The following is a 20152-nucleotide window of genomic DNA, read 5'->3' on the forward strand; positions in this document are numbered from 1 at the left end:
CCGTGCGGCGCAGTTGCGGTATCCCGCGGCACCGTGCGATATCGGAACGGTCGCGAGGCCGTCCGGACTCGGGTTTTTCAACCTCCGCCCCGAAGACGCACGTATGCCGACGTACCGCCGCCGGACGCGGGTCGCGGCGCCGTTCGAAGAGGTCTGGGAGTTCCACGCCACGACGGCGGGCCTCGAGCGGCTCACACCCGACTGGATGCACCTCCGTATCGAGGAGGTCCGTGGCCCCGACGGCGAGCAGGAACCGGATGAGCTGGCGACGGGCACGCGGATCCGGATGTCGGTCGGCCCCCTCGGCGTCGTCCCCCGCCAGCGCTGGGTCTCCGTGATCACCGACCGCCGACGATCCGAGGACGACGCCGTCTTCGTCGACGAGATGCGAGAGGGCCCGTTCCGCAAGTGGGAGCACACGCACGCGTTCCTCGCCGACGGCGACGAGACGGTCCTCATCGACACCGTCCGCTACCGGCTCCCGTTCGGCGCCGTCGGAGACGCCCTCGGTCCCCTCGCGAAGGTCGGGTTCGAGGGCATGTTCCGCGACAGGCATCGCCGCACACGCGCGGCGTTGGAAGGCCACGACGTGCCCGTGTCCGAATCCCGCTGACCCGGGCGCCCGACGGACGGTGCTGCCCGCCGACGTGTCGGCCCCTCGGGACGGCCCCGCGGCGAGTCAGGGTCGCCCCTGCGCGGTGAGGAGGATACCGACGAGCACGACCGTGCCGCCGGCGACCGTATACCCAGTCGGCACCTCGGCCAGTATCACCAGCGCCAGCAGCGTGGCACCGACCGGCTCACCCAGCATCGACACCGAAACGACGCTCGACTCGAGGTGACCCAGCGCCCAGTTGATGACCGTGTGCCCGAACAGGCCCGGGCCGAGCGCCAACCCCGCGAAGATCGCCCATTCGTCCATCGGATACCCCGTCAGCGAGTGACCGCCCGCGAGAACGACCCCGAGCAACGCGACCGAGCAGACGGCGTACACGACGACGACGTACGGGACCAGGGACACGCGTGCCCGAAGCGACCGCCCGGCGAGGACGTACCCGGCTGCGGTTACCGCTCCGAGAAGCGCGAGCGCGTTGCCGTACAGCGGGGCCGCACCCACGAGGACGCCGCCGAGAAAGTCGCCGAGCGACATCACCACCACGCCACAGACCGCGACCGCGATCCCGACGGTCATGCGGCGCGTCACCGTCTCCTGGAGGAATAGCCACGCCCCCGCCGCCACGAACACGGGTTGTGCCTGGACGATCGTCACGCTCGCGGCGACGCTCGTCCACGAGAGGCTCTCGAACCACGCCGCGAAGTGGATAGCGAGCGCGACTCCGGAGAGGACCGCAAATCCGAGGTCTCGGGGGGTTAGCCGTCGGAAGTCCTCCCGATACCGCCACAGCGCAACCGGCAACAGCGGGAGGGTCGTGAAGAGCACGCGGTAGAAGGCGGCGACGGAACTCGGCGCCTCGCTAAGCCGCACGAGGATCGCTCCGGTGCTGATAGCGAGCACGGCGGCGCCCACTCCGACCATCGGCGCGACAGCAGGGTCCTCCGCTTCGTGGGCGCTCACGGCCGCGCTTTCCGACGGAACGGGCTTACCCCTTTCGGACGTTCATCCGGGCGGGGAGTCGGCGGATCGGACGCGCTGCAACCCGCGGCTTGCAGCCGGTGCACCTTTGCCCTCACCACCCTCGAGATCGACCATGGCAGACACGTTCGGTGTCGGCATCCAGCTCACGGAGACGGAGTTCCGCGTGGTGGTACACGTCCCCTCGGACATCGACTCGGGGTGGACCGACCCCGAAGCGTTCCAGCAGCTCGTCGCCGAAGCGGTCTGGGACCGACTCGAGAAGGAACCGGTGCTCCGAACCGTCGCCGAAACCGCCGAGTCGGGGGAAACCGTGTCGCTCGGGACGGTGACGCTCGACCCCGACGGAAGCGTCGTCGCAAGCGACCTGTCACCGCCCGAACCGCCCGACGCGGAGTGAGTCGTCGACGGAAGTCGCTCAGCCGTTCGCGTCCAGCGCCTCACCTGCCTCGAGGAGCCGCCTCGCGTCATAGGCGGTGAGGTCGTACCGCGTCGGCCCGACGGTGTCGGACCACACGTCGATGATTCCCAGATCGACGAACGCCTTGAGCGTCGCCCCGAGGGTCCGCGGCGTCGTCGCCGGATCGGCGAGACGGCGATGGATCTGCTTCGCCTTCGGATAGTTCCGCTCGCACCGTTCGATGCCCCGTCTCGCCTCTCGCCAGTGCCGACGCGCGTATCCGAAGTTCGTCGGGTCGGATCGTCGCAACCGTTCGACTGCTCCGCCGACATCACCCTCCGAAGGACCGACAACCTCGTCCGCGAGGCCCTCGATCCGCTCGAACGTCGCTCGGTCGACCGCGTCGGCATCGATCCCGCAGACGACGACTCCGGACGAAGGCAGATCGTCCCGAAGTCGCTCCAGAGCAGCGACGGTCTCCTCGCACCCCGCGTCAGCGATCAACTCGCCGAGGGCATCCAGATACACCACGACCGTATCCGAATCGGACGCACCCAGGCTCGCAGCGACGGTGTCGGCGAACCCCTCGGCGTCGACCGGCCGTTCGAGGGTCCGCAGCGCGAGATCGCGCTCCGGAAGCACCTGCGCGGGCGAGTCCACGCCGGAGGACGCCGTGGCTCCCCGAGACAATGTTCCGACGTTACACAACAGCTCGCGCCGCGGTGCCGACCCGGTCTCCGTGCGCCACATGCGTCGCCACTCCGTTGGCGTACCGTCGTACAGGAGAGTGACGAGATCGACCGGGCCGCAATCATTCGGGACGGATGCGAGAGCACGGTCGGACCGCGCCGAGAGAACGATCCGTTGTTCGTCCCGGCCGCGGTCCCCCATTTACTCATTATCCGCGTGGAGAATTGATAAAAACACCGGTCAAAAAGCGATTTTAGCCGCTGTGCCGCGAGTATCCCGTCGTTTCGTGGACTCCACACGACTCCGGCCGCCCACTCTCGGGCCGGCTGCACGGCGCGGCCGCTATCCAACGCACCTCGCCTCACAGAACCACCTTACAACACGACTTCTACAGCACTGCCGCTCGCCACTGAATGTATCCGCGTATGAATGTGCGTATGAATGGGCAGACGGCGAACCGGTACTCCCAGAGGGTCTCCCACTCCAGTACTACCCGGCACGCAGGTGGGCTTCACTTCCGTGTTCGGAATGGGTACGGGTCTTTCCCCACCGCTATGGCCGTCTTTATGCCGACTCCCGGAATCGAACCGAGATACGCCAACGTCGGTTACGACTACCGTGTATACGTGCGATCCAGCTACCGCCTGAACCCAATACCGAACCGTGGCATGAGTGTGGCTCGGTCTGTTAGTGCTCGTGGACTACAACGCCTCGTTGCCTTAGCGCGTACATCCCGAGTCTATCTAACTCGTCTTCTACGAATGACCTCCGCGGTGCCTCGTTTCCATGTGGGTTTCGAGCTTAGATGCGTTCAGCTCTTACCCCGTGTCGCGTGGCTACCCGGCATTGCTCTTCCGAACAACCGGTACACCAGTGGCGACCAAACGTAGTTCCTCTCGTACTATACGTTCGTTCACGTCAGGCACCTTCAACACCCCCAATAGATAGCAGCCGACCTGTCTCACGACGGTCTAAACCCAGCTCACGACCTCCTTTAATAGGCGAACAACCTCACCCTTGCCCGCTTCTGCACGGGCAGGATGGAGGGAACCGACATCGAGGTAGCAAGCCACTCGGTCGATATGTGCTCTTGCGAGTGACGACTCTGTTATCCCTAAGGTAGCTTTTCTGTCATCTACGGGTCCCATTCCGGAACCTCGTAGGTTCGCTAGACCACGCTCTCGCGTCAGCGTCGCTCGTTGGGAACGACACTGTCAGACCATCTTTTGCTCTTGCACTCTTCGCCGGATTCCCGACCCGGCTGAGATGATCTTCGGGCGCGCTCGATATCTTTTCGAGCGCGTACCGCCCCAGTCAAACTGCCCGGCTACCGGTGTCCTCCGCCAGGAGTGAGAGTCGCAGTCACCGACGGGTAGTATTTCACTGATGCCTCGGTGATCCGCTAGCGCGGATACCTGTGTAACGGCTCCTACCTATGCTGCACATCGGCGACCACGTCTCAGCGACAGCCTGCAGTAAAGCTCTATAGGGTCTTCGCTTCCCCTTGGGGGTCTCCAGACTCCGCACTGGAACGTACAGTTCACCGGGTCCAACGTTGGGACAGTGGCACTCTCGTTTATCCATTCATGCAAGCCGCTACTGAAGCGGCAAGGTACTACGCTACCTTAAGAGGGTCATAGTTACCCCCGCCGTTGACGGGTCCTTCGTCCAATTGTACTTGGTGTTCAGATACCCGCACTGGGCAGGATTCAGTGACCGTACGAGTCCTTGCGGATTTGCGGTCACCTGTGTTGTTACTAGACAGTCGGAGCGCCCGAGTCACTGCGATCTGCTCCGCTGAGAGCAGACATCCCTTTTTCCGAAGGTACGGGACTAACTTGCCGAATTCCCTAACGTCGGTTCTCCCGACAGGCCGTGGCTTTCGCTGCCAGAGCACCTGTGTCGGATCTCGGTACGGTCGTCACACTTGCCTTTTCACGGGCCCTAGGTACCGTTGACTTGCGCTATCTCGGACTTCTCTCGCTTCCTGCCATGACGGCATCCACGAGGTTCTCCGATTCGACCGGACGATGGTCCGGCTCAACGTTTCCCACGGCGTCGGCGTTTGCTGTGTGACGGCACTGGAATCTTAACCAGTTTCCCGTCGACTACTTCGAGTTGCGAGTAGTCTCAGGACCGGCTCACCCTCGGCTGATTGACAGTGCCGAGGAACCCTTGCTCTTGTGGCCGTCGAGGTTCTCACCCGACTTTCGCTGCTACTGTGACCAGGATTTTCGTTACCGAACGGTCCACGCGAGTTCTCACCCGAGCTTCCATCCGAACGGTATGCCGACCTACGCGGTCACCCTGTAACGGGTGCGGCCAGGTCTCGGTGGTGGATTTGAGCCCCGATCATTTTGGGCGCCTCAAACCTCGGCCGGTAAGCTGTTACGCTTTTCTTAGAGGGTAGCTGCTTCTAAGCTCACCTCCCGGCTGTTTAGGGCTTGAGACCACCTTCCAATCGCACTTAATCCACACTTTGGGACCTTAACCCAGCTCTGGGTTGTTCCCCTCATGGTGCACAGGCTTACCCCGCACACCGGACTCCCTTCGTCAACGGCGCACGCAGGTTCGGAGTTCGACAGGGTGGCCGACTCCTCTCGGAGGCGGGTCACCCAATCGGTCGCTCTACCCCGCATGCTACCTCAAAAGAGGTCATGCTTCGACATGTTTCGGTCGGAACCAGCTGTTGCCAGGCTCGATGGGCCTTTCACCCCTATACACGAATCACGGGAGGGTATTGTAGGACACCACCCCTAACGGGCCTCCACGTGGCTTTCGCCACGCTTCACCCTGCTCGTGCATAGATCGCCTGGTTTCGGGTCGTACCGGAATGACTCCCCGCGCTTGAACACGGCGGCCCTCGCAATGCTGCGGCCATATCGGTTTCCCTGCGCCTCCCCCGATGAACGGGTTAGACTCGCCATTCCAGTACACTCCCTGGGTCGTTTTTCAAAACGTACGACACGACGTCGGCTCGTCTCACGTCCTACTACGGGATCGCTCCCGACTCGTTTTGTGAGACGCCTTTGACGCCCTGTCGCTCTATCGCCAACTGATTTCAGGCCCTATTGCACCGCCCTTCTCGGGGTGCTTTTCAGCGTTCGCTCACGCTACTTGTTCGCTATCGGTCTCGAGGAGTGTTTAGTCTTCTCAGGGGATGCCTGAGTCGTTCACAGAGAATATCCGATCCCTGCTACTCGGGTACTGACGCACGCGGTACTGCCACATTCTACGGGGTTATCACCCTGTCTCACGCTCCGTTCCAGGAGACTTCGAATATGGGGTCTCGCGATGAGAGTCAGCCCACACACCACATTGCCCGTGAGGGCTTCGGTTTGGACTGTGTCGCGGTCACTCGCGGTTACTAACGACATCGCTATTGCGTTCTCTTCCTTCCCCTACTGAGATGTTTCAATTCGGGGAGTTCCCTATTGCGCGGAGCAATTGTAATGGGATTCCTATTCGGAAATCTCGAGTTCTTTCCCTCCATGCGGGTCCCTCGAGCTTATCGCAGCTTGGCACGTCCGTCGTCGGCTCTCGAGCCGAGCCATTCACCAGCTGGCACAGTAGCCAGTTGAATACGTCCACGAACTCGGTACTGAGTTCAGTGGGCGTCTGGATCGCACGTATACACGGTCGTCATCGAATCGCTCTGTGACATCAGAGCGTTCGTCGAACCCTTCCCACCCGCGGTTTCCCGGAGTGGTGCATCGGTCGTCGTCTACTCCAACCCACCGCCGTCCCACACTTAAGGGGCGCGGTTCGGCCGGAGCCTGACATGGACTCACTGGGATTCGAACCCAGGGCATCCTCCTTGCAAAGGAGGCACTCTCCCACTGAGCTATGAGCCCAACCCGCCTGCGCGGGTACTGCTGTCTGCAATGTGAGCCAACGACGTTCCAAAGTGCCCGCTCTCGCGAGTGACCGAACACGACACCATATGAGTGAAAGGTGAGGGCCTGAGGCCCTCGGGTCAGTAGGAGGTGATCCAGCCGCAGATTCCCCTACGGCTACCTTGTTACGACTTAAGCCCCCTTGCGAAGCCCAGATTCGACTCCCTCTCGGGAGCCTCATCCGGACCTCACTCGGGTGCTTTGACGGGCGGTGTGTGCAAGGAGCAGGGACGTATTCACCGCGCGCTTCTGACACGCGATTACTACCGAATCCAGCTTCATGTGGACGAGTTTCAGTCCACAATCCGAACTACGACCGAGTTTCTGAGATTACCGTCCCCTCTCGGGGTTGGAACCCTCTGTCTCGGCCATTGTAGCCCGCGTGTTGCCCAGCACATTCGGGGCATACTGACCTACCGTTGCCCGTTCCTTCCTCCGCTTTAGCAGCGGCGGTCTCCCTACTGTCCCCAACCATCTCGCGATGTTGCTGGCAAGTAAGGATGCGGGTCTCGCTCGTTGCCTGACTTAACAGGACGCCTCACGGTACGAGCTGACGGCGGCCATGCACCTCCTCTCTGAAGCTCGGATAAGGTCATCAACCTGATCGTCATTACTACAGTCGATGCTGGTGAGATGTCCGGCGTTGAGTCCAATTAAACCGCAGGCTCCTCCGGTTGTAGTGCTCCCCCGCCAATTCCTTTAAGTTTCATCCTTGCGGACGTACTTCCCAGGCGGCCTGTTTAGCGGCTTCCCTACGGCACAACACCCACTCGTAGTGGGAGTCACACCTAACAGGCATCGTTTACGGCTAGGACTACCCGGGTATCTAATCCGGTTCGAGACCCTAGCTTTCGTCCCTCACTGTCGGATCCGTCCTCGTGACGTGGTTTCCCCATCGGCGGTCCGTCCAGGATTACAGGATTTCACTCCTACCCCGGACGTACCCGTCACGCCTTCCGGTCCCAAGCTCTTCAGTTTCCGCCGGACGCCTCCCCGTTGAGCGGGGAGATTTCCCGACGGACTTGAAAAGCCAGCTACGGACGCTTTAGGCCCAATAAGATCGGCCATCACTCGAGCTGCCGGTATTACCGCGGCGGCTGGCACCGGTCTTGCCCAGCTCTTATTCGTACACCTCCCTACGGTGTACAAAAGCGTAGGCTCTATGCCTACGCACTCGGGGTCCCCTTATCGCACTGTCGTGCAGTGTAAAGGTTTCGCGCCTGCTGCGCCCCGTAGGGCCCGGAATCTTGTCTCAGATTCCGTCTCCGGGTTCTTGCTCTCACAACCCGTACCGATTATCGGCACGGTGGGCCGTTACCCCACCGTCTACCTAATCGGCCGCAGCCACATCCTTCGGCGCCGGAGCGTTTCTGTCCGTCCCACATTCCAGTTGGGACGGCGTATGGAGTATTAGCCTCAGTTTCCCGAGGTTATCTTCCTCCGAAGGGTAGTTTGGCCACGTGTTACGGAGCTATATGCCACGAGCCTGAACTCGTGCAACTAGCATGGCTAAATCGGACCCCGATAGCAATGGCCTCCGGCAGGATCAACCGGAATGGTTCCTTCGTGCCTGATTCCCGGCACGAAGGGGGTATGGCGGATTGAACCAGTCAGACTGGTTCGCACCATTGCATGGTCCGTGTTCGGGTCACACGCGAAAGCGGGTGACACCGAACGTCGTTGGCTCACATCAGATCCCGTCTTACGGCGGACCGCAGGGGTGGGATCCTCATGGGTCGAGTCGGAGTGCGCCGCCTGGGGGTAGCCCCCGCGGACGACGTCGGCATGGAAACCGGGCCGACTCTGCGAAAGCGGACCGGGTTGAACGGTCCGAGTTCGCGTCGCGTTCTTCGCATTACGTTCCGAATCGGCGCCCACACATAAGGGCGTCGGAACGCTCGCCCGAGACCCCGAAGGGTCCCGGTCGCCCCCTCGCGGGAGCGTTCTTCGCATTCATTCGAATGGCAGGCCAGTACTTAACCCCGTCGAAGCGATCGACGTACGGCATGCGGTTTCACGCATCGTGAAGAGGACAGTGTCGCGACACTCGACGAGTTCCGACGAACAGTCGATCGAGACGGAGGAGACAGCTCCGAGAAGACGTTTCGAGCTGCCGGAAACGACCCACAGATAACACGGGCGTTTATAAGGGAGGGGCGTGCATATAAAAGCGAACGATGGCAGACCCCGCAGAATCAATCGAGATCCAAAACGTGGTGGCATCGACGGGTATTGGGCAGGAACTCGACCTCGAAGCGTTAGCTGAGGACCTTCCTGGAGCGGACTTCAATCCGGACAACTTCCCGGGGTTAGTGTACCGAACCCAGGATCCGAAGGCGGCCGCACTTATCTTCCGCTCCGGGAAGATCGTGTGCACGGGCGCAAAGAGCATCGACGACGTGCATGAGGCGCTCGGAATCATCTTCGAGAAGCTTCGTGGACTCAGTATCCCCGTCGAAGAAGATCCGGACATCACGGTACAGAACATCGTCTCGAGCGCTGATCTCGGTCACAACCTGAACCTGAACGCGCTCGCGATCGGTCTGGGTCTCGAGGACGTGGAGTACGAGCCCGAACAGTTCCCGGGACTCGTCTACCGGATGGACGAACCAGAGGTCGTCATCCTCCTGTTCGGCAGCGGGAAGATCGTGATCACGGGCGGGAAGCAGACGGACGACGCCGAAGGGGCCGTCGAGGAGATCGTCGAGCGGATCGAGAGTCTCGGCCTGCTGGGATAGCGCGTTCTCGGCCACCGCTTCGCGACAGTTTCGATCGAACCCCGAGCAGCCACCGACACGGCGCGATTATCCTTCGGTGTCCTCAGTAAGAACGTCCTTCACGACCTTCGGATCCTCCAACAGTTGGTGTTTGGTGTAGCTCCCCTCAGCGCTGCCACCGCTGTGTTTCGACTGTTCGATGATGTCGAGGAAGGCGTGTTCCTTCAGCAGGTCGCGAACGCGGCGCAACGAGAGGCTGTCCGACCCCTCCTGGCGACAGATGTTCTCATAAATCTCGTAGACGCGGCTCGTTCGGAACCCGTCCTGTTTGTCGCTCGAGAGGGAGAGTAGTGCGAGGGCCTGGAGGACGTATCGGGAGTGGGGGGTCGACCCGCGGATGAGCTCGCGAAACCGGTCGGTTTCGGCGCGTTCGCGCGCCTGAGTGACGAACTCCTCGCGGACGGTTCGTTCGCCGTTCCCCTGTGCGATCTCGCCGGCGTATCGGAGGATGTCGATCGCTTTGCGTGCGTCACCGTGTTCGCGGGCGGCGAGCGCGGCCGCGCGCGGGACGGTGGACGGTTCGAGCACGCCGTCGTGGAAGGCGTCGGATCGAGCCTCCATGATGTCCCCGAGCTGCGTCGCATCGTACGGAGGGAAGACGAACTCACGTTCACAGAGACTGGACTTGACGCGCTCGTCCATCCGGTCCTTGTACTGGATCTTGTTGCTGATCCCGATGACGCCGAGTTTGCAGTCGGTGATCTTGCCGGCCTCGCCGGCGCGGGAGAGCTGCATCAGGATCGCGTCGTCGTCGAGCTTATCGATCTCGTCGAGGATGATCAGGACCACGTCGTATCGCTCGTCGAGGATCCGCCAGAGGCGTTTGTAGTACGTCGAGGTGGACAGCCCCTTGTCGGGGACGTTGATCCCGGTTTCGGCGGGGTCGTTGACTCCGTCGGCGATCGTCTGGACCGCCTGCGTCTCCGTCGTGTCCTGCGCGCAGTCGACGTACGCGAAGGTGGCGTTGACGCCTTCTTCACCGGCGGTATCGACGAGGCGCTGGGAGACGTACTTCGCACAGAGGGACTTCCCGGTGCCCGTCTTGCCGTAGATGAGGACGTTACTGGGACTCTGGCCGAAGATGGCGGGGTTGACCGCGGTCGCGAGGTCCGCGATCTCGTCGTCGCGGCCGACGATGCGCCCCTCTCCCGGTAAGTGACTGATCTCGAGGAGCTCTTTGTTCGCGAAGATGGGATCCTCGCGCGTGAAGAGGTCGTCCGCTGCGTCCATAGGGGAGACACCGCGTTTCCGGTGAAATGTATTGTGTTTCGGCGGGCGTGAGACGGCAGTTGTGTTAGAAAGCGCAGAGGACACACACACCGGGTTTCCGGTGAAATACGTTCGTTGGGGTGAGGGGGGGAGTCGAAACGGGGGTTCAGTTTCACCGGAAACGAGGTGCGTGGTGACGGTGGGAAAGGCGACCGAAAGCCGATAATCGAAGGTAGTCGGGGCTCGAAACCTATTATCGACGCTCCGCTACTCGTGGGGCGTTTACAGAAGTCCGATAGATACCGTCGTTTGAACGGCGGCGTTCGACTACAGCTCCAACACCGACGGTTCGAGTCGACCGAGTTGCAGCGCCCATCAATTAAGGTATTTCGCAGTGGACTCGAAGGATGGTACTCAGAAAACTCTAATAAAGTTTCTTGTCTTCACCGTGCCTCCTGGAACCATCCCAGGTATACTGATCCGTCCTCCATCCGAGATTCACCGGAAACACGGTGTGTCACTCTCGTCCGATCTAATTCTGAATCACAAGCATTCAGAAGGAAAGTCTGCAAAGGCCGTCAAGAACGGCCGCGGAGACGGTCTCGATGGCCCACGGAGACCATCAGGACCAGTCCGCGGAGATCGTCTCGACTCCCGCTCGTCTTTAACGAAACTCCGTCGCCCCCCGGCGGAATCGCCGCACGTTCGGGATGCGTTGGAGTCCAAATACACTGGGGCAGACTGCACTGGGGCCTGAATACACTGGGGCAGACTGCACTGGGGCCTGAATACACTGGGGCAGACTGCACTGGGGCCTGAATGGACTGGGGTTAGATTCACCGGACCGGGTCGACAACGATTCACCGGAAACGCGGTGTCCCTCTCCGTGATCGGACCAGACGACTCGAAGGTCCGACACGGAACGACGCTCGTTTCATCGAGAACACCACCCGTTTCACCGGAAACGCGGTGTGATACTGTCGACGGGTCCCGTAACCCGACCACGGCCAACCGCGGCCGACCGCGTTCACCGGAAACGTGGTGTCTGCAACTGGGAGAACGACTCCCCTCCTCCGAGGAACGGTCTCGGTTCCGCGAACCAGGTCCCGGGACGGTACGCTTCACCGGAAATACGGTGTCTCCGAACCCGCCCCGATTCACCGGAAACACGGTGTGGCCACGCGATCCGGTTTCGGCGGGTCCAGGCACGGCAGGCGTCTTCTCCTCACATCACCACAACCTCACATCGCCGCAATGTACATAATGGACGGCTTCGTGTTGTGAACTAGTGGCATCCCGGAATGGGGACTCAGGACCGACCCGCGGGGACCTGCCCCGGGCGGATCGACCGTCCGCGAAACGCCGCACGAGGACCGACCCTCCGGTCCGCGACCCGACTCGCTACTCCCTGACCGACCACTTTCTGGAGCGACTCGGCCAGCCCGGACGGTACGCGTCGACGGAACTCGTCAGCGAGGCGATCCGGCGCGGACAGCTCAGGTGGAACGACACCGAAGGCTGGCGATTCGCGCTCGTGGAGGAGGGGATCCGCGTCGTCGTGGTCGTAGAGGACACCGAGACCGCCTCTCCGGTCGTCGTGACCGCGTGGACGGAGGTCGTTGACCGCGACCGCGCGATGGCCTCCCGACGCTGGGGACCCGCGGACGTGCACACGATCCGCCTGCGGACCGCGCTCAGCACCGACGCGGACAGCCACGTTCCGGACGAGATCCGACCCTGTGACGTGGACCGCCCGTTCGTGGTCGGGAACCACCGAATCTCGACGCGCCCCGGCGACGGGTTCGTCGTCTGCGCCGACTGCAACCGCCGGTTCCGGTCGAAAGCCCGGCTCAGGGACCGCCCCTGCCGGGACTGAAAAGCGGCCGGACCCGGAGGCGGCACCCATTTCCTTCCGGACACCGAAACCAGTCCAATGGCTGACCCCGGGTCCTCCGAAACCGAGACGTCAGAAACGGAGGCCGCCGCCGACGACACCTCCGCCAACGGCGCCACCATCGACGACACCTCTGCCAACGACGCCACCGGAAACAATACCCCTGCCAACGACGCCACCGGCAACGACACCGCCATCGACGAGGCCGCGTTCCACGACGCGCTCGAAGCCGAGGGACGCCCCCTCGCGACCGCCCAACAGGTGGCCAACCGGCTCGGCGTCTCGCAAGCGACCGCCCGCGACCGCCTGGACGCGCTCGCGGACGCGGACCGAGCGGACCGACTCGACGTCGAAACCGACCCGGTCGTGTACTACCCGCGAGAGTGGGGCAACCTCGCGACGCGCGAGCGCGTCGTCGTCTTTCCGACCCGCCGCGAAATCGTGGTCGACCACCCGACGCAGTACACCCGCGCACAACTCGCCCAGTTCGCCCACCTCGTCGACACGAGCGGTGACGGGTCGGCAGCGGGACGGTCGAGCTCGGCCGCGGCAGAGTCGGGAGCAGAGGCAGCACGGTCAGGAGCAGAGGCAGCACGGTCGGGAGCAGAGGAAGCAGGGTCGGAAGCAGATGCGGCTCGATCGGAATCGGCCAGTCAGAACCGCGCGACGAGCCGGAAGCGTCCGGGGACACGCGGCTACCTCTACCGGGTCAGACAGGAGGACGTGTGGGCGGCGCCGTTCGAGACCGTCGAGGACCTGCTCGCCAGCGTCCGCGAAGTGCTGCCGCGGCGCTACCCGCACCTCGAGGACTGGATCACGGACCAGTGGAAACGCGCGAACCGGTTCCGACTGTACACCCACGAGGACGACTACGTCGTCCTGGAGGCGGCCTCGGAGACCCTCCTCAGCAACGTCGCGGAGGACCACCTCGAAGAGGGGCAGATCCAGGCGCCGATCTCGGAGACAGAGGCGTGGATCGACGACCGCGCGGTCGCGTCGATCAAGCGCGCGCTCTACGAGGCCGGATACCCCGTCCAGGACGACCGCGACCTCGAGTCCGGCGACCCCATCGAGGCGGAGCTCACCGCCGACCTCCGCGAGTACCAGCGCGAGTGGGTCGACACGTTCCTCGACGAGCGCTCCGGCGTGTACGTCGGCCCGCCCGGTTCCGGCAAGACCGTCGCCGCGGTCGCCACCCTCACCGAGGTCGGCGGCGAGAGCCTCGTCCTCGTTCCGTCCCGTGAACTCGCCGACCAGTGGGAGGCGGAGCTGCTCGCACACTCGACGCTGAAGCCCGACGACATCGGTCAGTACCACGGCGGCGAGAAGGAGATCGCGCCCGTCACGATCGCCACCTACCAGACCGCGGGGATGGACAGACACCGGAGCCTGTTCGACTCCCGCGAGTGGGGCCTGATCGTCTACGACGAGGCCCACCATATCCCGAGCCCGGTCTTCTCCCGGTCCGCGGAGCTGCAGGCCAAACACCGGCTCGGGCTCTCCGCGACGCCGGTCCGAGAGACGGGCAGCGAGGAGGAGATCTACACGCTCATCGGGCCGCCCATCGGCGCGGACTGGGACTCCTTGTTCGAGGCCGGCTTCGTCCAGGAGCCGGAGGTCGAGATACGGTACGTCCCGTGGCGCGACGAGATGGCCCGCAACGAGTACGTCAGCACGCGCGGGCGCGAGCGCAGACGCATCGCGGCCGAGAACCCCGCGAAGATCGAGGAGACCGAGCGCCTCCTCGACCAGCACCCGGACAAGAAGGCGCTCGTGTTCGTGGAGTACCTCGACCAGGGCAAGGATCTCGCGGCCGCGCTCGAGGCGCCCTTCATCAGCGGTGAGACCAGACACGGGGAGCGCAACAGGCTGTTCGAGCGCTTCCGAGAGGGCGACCTCGACACGCTCGTCGTCTCCCGCGTCGGCGACGAGGGGATCGACCTCCCGGACGCGGAACTGGCGGTCGTCGCCTCGGGGCTCGGCGGCTCACGACGGCAGGGCGCTCAACGCGCGGGCCGAACCATGCGCCCCACCGGGTCGGCGCTCGTCTACGTCCTCGCGACCCGGGGCTCCTCCGAGGAGGAGTTCGCCCAGCGGCAGATGCGCCACCTCGCACAGAAAGGCGTCCGCGTCCGCGAGACGAATCTGGACGAGTAATCCGAAAGTAATCCGAAAGCAGTCCGTAACCGAGCGACCCGAAATCCCTACGAGAAGTCCTCAAGCGTCCCGCTTCCGGTTTCGTCCCCGGGTTCGTTTTCTGAACCATCGCCGTTCTGCCCGCCGTTTTCTGAACCATCGCCGTTCTGCCCGCCGTTTTCTGAACCGTTTTCGGCGTCCGTCTTCTCATCTTTCGACGACCCACCAGCGGACGGCTCCCCCCACCGTGAATCACGGTCAACCGCGGCCACGGCCTGCTCCAACTCCGCCTCCGTGTAGTCGACCTCGTCGTCGAGGATCATCGACAGCCGCTGCCAGCGCGCGCTCTGCTCGTCTTCGCCCTCCGGCCCCACGCGCGCACCGCGCGTTTTGAAGAACTTCGTCCCGCGGTCGCGCTTGGCCCCTTCGCCGGTGTGCTGGTCGAACACCACGTCGAACTCCCCATCGCGTTCCAAGTCCCCCACTGGGAAGTCGTGAGAGGGCGTCGCGTTCCGCGCCTTCGCGTCCGCGCGCAGGTCCGCGACCGTCCGGAAGTACTCGTCGGCGTTCGGCGACTCCCGCGTCGAGGGCGCACGCGCGGCCGCGAGCGCGGCGTGGATCGCACAGATCCGCCCCTTCCACTCGTCCGACTCCCACCGCTCCGTCGCGAGGTCCTCGTAGCGCTCGATCGTCAGCGCGACCTCGTGGCCCGCCCGGAGGTCCTCGACGACGTAGAGGTTGAGCCGGTCCCAGAGGTTCCACGCGTACCCCGACCGGGACAGCTCCCACGCCGCCCACGCCGCAACCTCCTCGTCGGACCGACGGACGGCCTTCTGGAGCAAGCTGGAGACGGCGTACCGGTTGTACCCGCCGTCGGTCTCGTCCGGCTCCTTCCGCTCCCCGAAGTCGTTCTCGCCGGTCGCCTCGGGCGGCGTCTCGGTCTCCAGGTCCCCGTCGCTGCCGAACGTCGCCTGGCGGTCGCCCTCGTCACTCATACCCGGACCTGCGCCCCGACGGAGAAAAAGCGCTCGGGGTCGCGATCGACGCCCGCGAGATCGCCGCCCGCGAAACCGACCGAGGGGCCCACGACACGCACACCCACTCTGCTCCCGAAAGAGAATCCTTAAGTCGGGGCCAGCGCTTACTCGTAGACAGGCCGGCCTTAGCTCAGCCTGGTAGAGCAGCCGACTGTAGATCGGCATGTCCCCCGTTCAATTCGGGGAGGCCGGACTAGTTCTTCCAACGACCATCCTTCGGAGACGGAGGTCCGTGGAAACCGCCGCGTGCTCGTCGGGTCGGACAGCACACGACGGCAAACGGGCCGATTTTCCGGTTCCGCCGAGAGAGGAGTACGAAAGCCGTTTCACTCGACCAGCAACCGCGTTAAATCGGGTTAATACGCCTCCAAACCGGGTTCAGCACTTCACCCCCTTTTGTTGCCCCACCCGGTACGACGAGTTGCAATGTTCGAAGCAGACCCGATCACGATGGTGACGTTCGCACAGGACGCAGCCAACTTCGTCGCGCAGGCCGGTCCGCCGTCGGAGCTGCCCGGGCCGGTGCCGGACTTCGTCGGGGACATCCTCGAGACGGTCGGCTCGTCGGCCGGCGACGCGAAGGACGGGTTTGGCGAGGCCATCCGCGACCTCACCCCAGGCGGCAGTGACGCGGCCGAGGGCGCGAACAGCGCCGGAAAGTAACCTCCGGAGCTCGATCCCGCCGGCTCGCGTGTCGGAACCCCCGACCGAACCGCCAGTAGAGTCGCTAATTAACCTCTTTTCGCCCGCGCGTCGTGCAGCACTTCCGGTCCCGGTCGACAGCACTTCCGGTTCCAGTTGACGGCACCGCAGTTACCGGTCGACAGCAGCAGCGACGGCCGACGATCGACATTCCTCGTTTTTAAATAGCAAAAGGATAATCCCCCAGTATGTCTCAGAGAATATCTAAGGAGCCTTCCGGGACAACCATCGACCGTCTCGGCGAACGCTCCCTTCGCATCGGCGGTGATCGGCCGATCCGCATCTCGACCGGGCATCGGCTCCAACACCACGACGGCAAGTGCAGTCGGCCGCACGGGCACAACTACGAGGTGTCGGTGACGGTCCGCGGCGCGCTCACCGAGGAGGGGTGGGTCGTCGACAAGGGCGTCGTCACGGACGTCATCGAGGAGTGGGACCACCGCTTCCTGCTGGAGGCGGGCGACCCGCTCGTCGACGCCTTCGCGGAGGCGGGCGACGCGGACGGGACGGTCGTCCTCGAGGCGCCGCCGACTGCGGAGGTGATGGGGGCGCTCTTGGAGGAGAAGCTCCACGCCCGGCTTCCGGACACCGTCACCGCGGTCAAGGCGGAGGTCCGCGAGACGGGCGAGCTTCGGGCCGGGCCGTAATGCCGGTCTCCAGCGACCCGAACGCGACCGGAGCAGATGTCGGTGCAGGCGCGGACGCCACCTCGGTATCCACCGGCGCGGAGGGCGCGCTCCCGATCAACGAGCTGTTCGCTTCGCTGCAGGGCGAGGGGACGCTCGCGGGGCAGCCCTCGACGTTCGTCCGCACTTCCGGGTGTAACCTGCGCTGCTGGTTCTGCGACTCCTACCACACGTCGTGGGAGCCGACCGGCGCGTGGATGGACCGCGAGTCGATCCTCGACGAGGTCGCGGCCCGCGACCCGGACCACGTCGTCCTCACCGGCGGCGAGCCGCTGATCCACGACGCGGCGGTCGACCTGCTCCGCGCGCTGGACGACCGCGGCTACCACCTCACGGTGGAGACGAACGGGACAGTCGTTCCGCCGCCGGAGACGCCCATCGACCTCGCCAGCGTGAGCCCGAAACTCGCCTCCTCGACGCCCTCGCCCGAGCGTCCGCCCGCGGGCGTCGATCCCGAGCAGGTGACGGACCCCGCGTCCGACGAGGAAGCGCCCTCCGAGGCGGCGATGGAGCGCTGGGCCGAGAAACACGAGGCCGAGCGGCTGGACGTGGACGCGCTCGCGACGCTCGCGGCCCGGTACCACACGCAGCTGAAGTTCGTCGTCACCGGGCCCGACGACCTGCCGGAGATCGAGTCGCTGGTCGCGGACGTGCGCGACCGCCTCGACGAGCGGGCGTTCGCGGACGACGCCGCCGTCTCCGGAACTCCCGACCGATCCGCCCTCCCGGACGACCGCGTCCTGCTGATGCCGGAGGGACAGACGCGGGACCGGCTCGCGGAGACGCGCCGCGTCGTCGCGGACCTCGCGCTCGAACACGGCTACCGGTACACCCCACGGCTCCACGTCGACCTGTGGAACGACGCGCCGGAGACGTGACCGGTTCGCCGACGCCGCTCCGGCCGAAAGGAACCGCTACCAGAGCTGAACAAGAACCGGAACAAGAACGACAGCCACCGACACGATCCCATGACCGACTCAGACAACGCGACCGATGATCGACTCGCCGAAGAGAACGCCACCGCTGACGGGGACGATAAGCGCGCCGTCGTCCTCGTCTCCGGGGGGATGGACAGTGCAACGACCGCCTACGAGGCCGCCGCGCGCGGCTACGACCTCTACTTCCTGCACACCTCCTACGGACAGAACACGGAGACGAAGGAGTACGAGTGCGCCCGGGCGCTCGCGGAGCGCGAGGACCTGCCCGTCGCGGACTTCCTACACATCGAGACGGACCACCTGAGCCGCATCGGCGCCTCCTCGCTCACGGACGACGAACTGACGGTCGCGGACGCGGACCTCGACGGCGACGAAATCCCCACCTCCTACGTCCCGTTCCGCAACGCGAACCTGCTGTCGATGGCGGTCTCGTACGCGGAGGCGAACGACTGCGACGCCGTCTTCGTCGGCGCCCATTCCGAGGACTACTCCGGCTACCCCGACTGCCGCCCCGAGTTCTTCGACGCCTTCGAGGCGATGGTCGACGTGGGGACCAAACCCGAGACCGACATCGCGCTGGAGGTCCCGTTCGTCCGCGACTCGAAGACCGACATCGTGGAGCGCGGGCTGGAACTCGACGTGCCTTACGGGATCACGTGGTCCTGCTACCGCGACGACGAGCCGGCCTGCGGTACCTGCGACGCCTGCGCGTTCCGACTGGAGGCGTTCCGCAACGTCGGCGAGCGCGACCCGATCCCGTACGCGGAGCGGCCGACCTTCGAGTGAGAACGACCGACCTTCGAGTGAGGACGACCGACCTCCGAGTGAGGTTGCTCCGGCCGGCGTTGCGTGCGACAGTGCCCCACACCACCGCGTCTCTCGCACGCCTTTTTACCGTCCGTCGCGCAACGCGGGTAATGAGTTATCGGATCGGCCTCGTCGGCAAGCCCTCGGTGGGCAAGTCGACCTTCTTCAACGCCGCCACGATGAACGACGTGCCGGAGGGCGCGTACCCGTTCACGACCATCGACCCGAGCGTGGGCGAGGCGTACGTCCGCGTCGACTGCGCCGCCCCTGAGTTCGACGAGACCTGCACGCCGAGCGTCGGCGTCTGCGAGGACGGCACCCGGTTCGTCCCGGTCCAGCTCGTCGACGTGGCCGGACTCGTCCCCGGCGCCCACGAGGGCCGCGGCCTCGGCAACCAGTTCCTCTCGGACCTCAACGAGACCGACGTGCTGGTCCACGTCGTCGACTTCTCCGGCAAGACCGACATCGAGGGCGAGGCGACGGAGGGCCACGACCCCCGCGAGGACATCGACTTCCTCGAGGAGGAACTCGACCAGTGGTACCTCGACGTGCTCGGCAAGGGCATCGACAAGTACGAGACGAAGTACCACGGCGCCGAGGCCGCCATCGAGGCGGACCTCGCCGAGCAGATGTCCGCGTTCGGCATCGGCGAGGACGAGATGAAGCAGGTCATTCTCGCGCAGGGGCTCGAACTCGACCCCGAGACGTGGGACGACGACGACCGCGAGGAGCTCGCCCGCGAGATCCGCAAGCGCACGAAGCCGATGGTCGTCGCCGCCAACAAGATGGACACGCCCGAGGCACAGGAGAACTGGGAGACGATCACGGACGACCCCGAGTACGACCACCTCTCGTTCGTCCCCGCGAGCGCGCACGCGGAGAAGGCGCTCAAGAACGCCGCCGAGGCGGGCGTCGTCGACTACACCGCGGGCGACGACGCGTTCGACATCGTCGGCGACGTCTCCGACGAGCAGGAGGCCGGCCTCCGACAGATCGAGGAGTTCGTCGAGGGCTACGGCGGCACCGGGGTTCAACAGGCCCTCGAAGAAGCCGTCTTCGACGTGCTCGACTGTATCGCCGTCTTCCCCGGGTCCGCGAACGGCAGCAAGGACGAGAAGGGCGTCTTCCGCGACTGCTTCATCCTCCCCGAAGGGTCGACGACGGAGGACTTCGCGTTCCACATCCACTCCGACATCGGCGAGGGCCTGCTCCACGGCACGGACTGCCGGAGCAACCGACAGGTGTCGAAGGACCACGAGCTCTCCCACCGCGACGTGATCGAACTGGTCTCGACGAAACAGGCCGCGCCGTAGTACGCACCCGAAGCGAACCGCCCGGAATACGCACCGAAGCGAACCCCGCCGTAGTGCGTGCCGGATCGATCGC

At 64.5% G+C, this 20152-nt stretch carries 14 protein-coding genes, 2 tRNA genes and 3 rRNA genes; 11 read left to right on the forward strand and 8 right to left on the reverse strand.

From position 1 onward, the window contains the following. Nucleotides 1-103: 103 nt before the first annotated feature. Nucleotides 104-613, forward strand: a complete 510-nt coding sequence (locus ACZ432_RS15225; RefSeq protein WP_426964272.1) for an SRPBCC family protein — start codon at nt 104-106, stop codon at nt 611-613. A 66-nt stretch (nt 614-679) separates the two neighbouring features. On the opposite strand, the gene ACZ432_RS15230 is transcribed toward ACZ432_RS15225, so the two are convergent. Next, nucleotides 680-1537, reverse strand: coding sequence for a DMT family transporter (locus ACZ432_RS15230; protein WP_426964281.1), 858 nt, complete (start codon nt 1535-1537; stop codon nt 680-682). A 172-nt stretch (nt 1538-1709) separates the two neighbouring features. Here ACZ432_RS15230 and ACZ432_RS15235 point away from each other — a divergent pair, with 172 nt between their 5' ends. Next, complete coding sequence (locus ACZ432_RS15235; protein WP_426964274.1) at nt 1710-1994, forward strand: hypothetical protein; 285 nt, start codon at nt 1710-1712, stop codon at nt 1992-1994. A gap of 18 nt (nt 1995-2012) precedes the next feature. Here the strand turns inward: ACZ432_RS15235 and ACZ432_RS15240 are convergent, their stop codons facing one another. From ACZ432_RS15240 to ACZ432_RS15260, 5 genes are all read right to left on the reverse strand, one after another. Then, nucleotides 2013-2654, reverse strand: a complete 642-nt coding sequence (locus tag ACZ432_RS15240; protein WP_426964275.1) for a hypothetical protein — start codon at nt 2652-2654, stop codon at nt 2013-2015. A gap of 474 nt (nt 2655-3128) precedes the next feature. Beyond that, nucleotides 3129-3250, reverse strand: a 5S ribosomal RNA gene (gene rrf, locus ACZ432_RS15245). A 103-nt stretch (nt 3251-3353) separates the two neighbouring features. After that, nucleotides 3354-6266 (reverse strand): 23S ribosomal RNA (locus ACZ432_RS15250). Nucleotides 6267-6466: 200 nt separating this feature from the next. Next, nucleotides 6467-6538 (reverse strand) — tRNA-Ala (locus ACZ432_RS15255). A gap of 127 nt (nt 6539-6665) precedes the next feature. Then, nucleotides 6666-8137 (reverse strand): 16S ribosomal RNA (locus tag ACZ432_RS15260). Together the 16S, 23S and 5S rRNA genes with 1 tRNA gene alongside form the textbook arrangement of a ribosomal RNA operon. A 620-nt stretch (nt 8138-8757) precedes the next feature. Here ACZ432_RS15260 and ACZ432_RS15265 point away from each other — a divergent pair. Next, nucleotides 8758-9318, forward strand: a complete 561-nt coding sequence (locus tag ACZ432_RS15265; RefSeq protein WP_426964411.1) for a TATA-box-binding protein — start codon at nt 8758-8760, stop codon at nt 9316-9318. Nucleotides 9319-9384: 66 nt separating this feature from the next. Here ACZ432_RS15265 and ACZ432_RS15270 read toward each other — a convergent pair whose 3' ends face one another. After that, nucleotides 9385-10587: a Cdc6/Cdc18 family protein gene (locus ACZ432_RS15270; RefSeq protein WP_058365743.1), complete on the reverse strand. Its 1203-nt coding sequence runs from the start codon at nt 10585-10587 to the stop codon at nt 9385-9387. Between the two features lie 1267 nt (nt 10588-11854). Here ACZ432_RS15270 and ACZ432_RS15275 point away from each other — a divergent pair. Beyond that, nucleotides 11855-12442, forward strand: coding sequence for a hypothetical protein (locus ACZ432_RS15275; protein ID WP_426964410.1), 588 nt, complete (start codon nt 11855-11857; stop codon nt 12440-12442). Nucleotides 12443-12499: 57 nt separating this feature from the next. After that, complete coding sequence (locus ACZ432_RS15280; RefSeq protein WP_426964409.1) at nt 12500-14617, forward strand: DEAD/DEAH box helicase; 2118 nt, start codon at nt 12500-12502, stop codon at nt 14615-14617. A 47-nt stretch (nt 14618-14664) separates the two neighbouring features. Here ACZ432_RS15280 and ACZ432_RS15285 read toward each other — a convergent pair whose 3' ends face one another. Next, nucleotides 14665-15591, reverse strand: a complete 927-nt coding sequence (locus tag ACZ432_RS15285) for a hypothetical protein (RefSeq protein WP_426964408.1) — start codon at nt 15589-15591, stop codon at nt 14665-14667. 161 nt (nt 15592-15752) lie between these two features. Here ACZ432_RS15285 and ACZ432_RS15290 point away from each other — a divergent pair. The 6 genes from ACZ432_RS15290 (at nt 15753) to ACZ432_RS15315 (ending at nt 20079) form a co-directional block, all read left to right on the forward strand. Next, nucleotides 15753-15826 (forward strand) — tRNA-Tyr (locus ACZ432_RS15290). Nucleotides 15827-16059: 233 nt separating this feature from the next. After that, nucleotides 16060-16296, forward strand: a complete 237-nt coding sequence (locus ACZ432_RS15295) for a hypothetical protein (protein WP_426964407.1) — start codon at nt 16060-16062, stop codon at nt 16294-16296. Between the two features lie 227 nt (nt 16297-16523). Then, entirely contained in the window at nt 16524-16982 is a 459-nt protein-coding gene (locus ACZ432_RS15300) for a 6-pyruvoyl trahydropterin synthase family protein (RefSeq protein WP_426964406.1), read from the forward strand. After that, a complete protein-coding gene (locus ACZ432_RS15305) occupies nt 16982-17899 on the forward strand; it encodes a 7-carboxy-7-deazaguanine synthase QueE (protein ID WP_426964405.1) in 918 nt (305 codons plus the stop codon). The genes ACZ432_RS15300 and ACZ432_RS15305 overlap by 1 nt, the downstream gene beginning before the upstream one ends. A gap of 189 nt (nt 17900-18088) precedes the next feature. Further along, a complete protein-coding gene (queC, locus tag ACZ432_RS15310) occupies nt 18089-18745 on the forward strand; it encodes a 7-cyano-7-deazaguanine synthase QueC (protein WP_464378868.1) in 657 nt (218 codons plus the stop codon). A gap of 131 nt (nt 18746-18876) precedes the next feature. Next, nucleotides 18877-20079, forward strand: a complete 1203-nt coding sequence (locus tag ACZ432_RS15315; protein ID WP_426964403.1) for a redox-regulated ATPase YchF — start codon at nt 18877-18879, stop codon at nt 20077-20079. The last annotated feature ends 73 nt before the right edge of the window (nt 20080-20152 follow it).

The organism is Haloparvum alkalitolerans (assembly GCF_055381565.1).

Bases quoted from the DNA above. Each gene is read 5' to 3' on its own strand.
- ACZ432_RS15225 (WP_426964272.1), top strand. From the start codon at position 104: ATGCCGACGTACCGCCGCCGGACGCGGGTCGCGGCGCCGTTCGAAGAG.
- ACZ432_RS15230 (WP_426964281.1), bottom strand. From the start codon at position 1,537: ATGGTCGGAGTGGGCGCCGCCGTGCTCGCTATCAGCACCGGAGCGATC.
- ACZ432_RS15235 (WP_426964274.1), top strand. From the start codon at position 1,710: ATGGCAGACACGTTCGGTGTCGGCATCCAGCTCACGGAGACGGAGTTC.
- ACZ432_RS15265 (WP_426964411.1), top strand. From the start codon at position 8,758: ATGGCAGACCCCGCAGAATCAATCGAGATCCAAAACGTGGTGGCATCG.
- ACZ432_RS15270 (WP_058365743.1), bottom strand. From the start codon at position 10,587: ATGGACGCAGCGGACGACCTCTTCACGCGCGAGGATCCCATCTTCGCG.
- ACZ432_RS15280 (WP_426964409.1), top strand. From the start codon at position 12,500: ATGGCTGACCCCGGGTCCTCCGAAACCGAGACGTCAGAAACGGAGGCC.
- ACZ432_RS15285 (WP_426964408.1), bottom strand. From the start codon at position 15,591: ATGAGTGACGAGGGCGACCGCCAGGCGACGTTCGGCAGCGACGGGGAC.
- ACZ432_RS15295 (WP_426964407.1), top strand. From the start codon at position 16,060: ATGTTCGAAGCAGACCCGATCACGATGGTGACGTTCGCACAGGACGCA.
- ACZ432_RS15300 (WP_426964406.1), top strand. From the start codon at position 16,524: ATGTCTCAGAGAATATCTAAGGAGCCTTCCGGGACAACCATCGACCGT.
- ACZ432_RS15305 (WP_426964405.1), top strand. From the start codon at position 16,982: ATGCCGGTCTCCAGCGACCCGAACGCGACCGGAGCAGATGTCGGTGCA.
- queC (WP_464378868.1), top strand. From the start codon at position 18,089: ATGGACAGTGCAACGACCGCCTACGAGGCCGCCGCGCGCGGCTACGAC.
- ACZ432_RS15315 (WP_426964403.1), top strand. From the start codon at position 18,877: ATGAGTTATCGGATCGGCCTCGTCGGCAAGCCCTCGGTGGGCAAGTCG.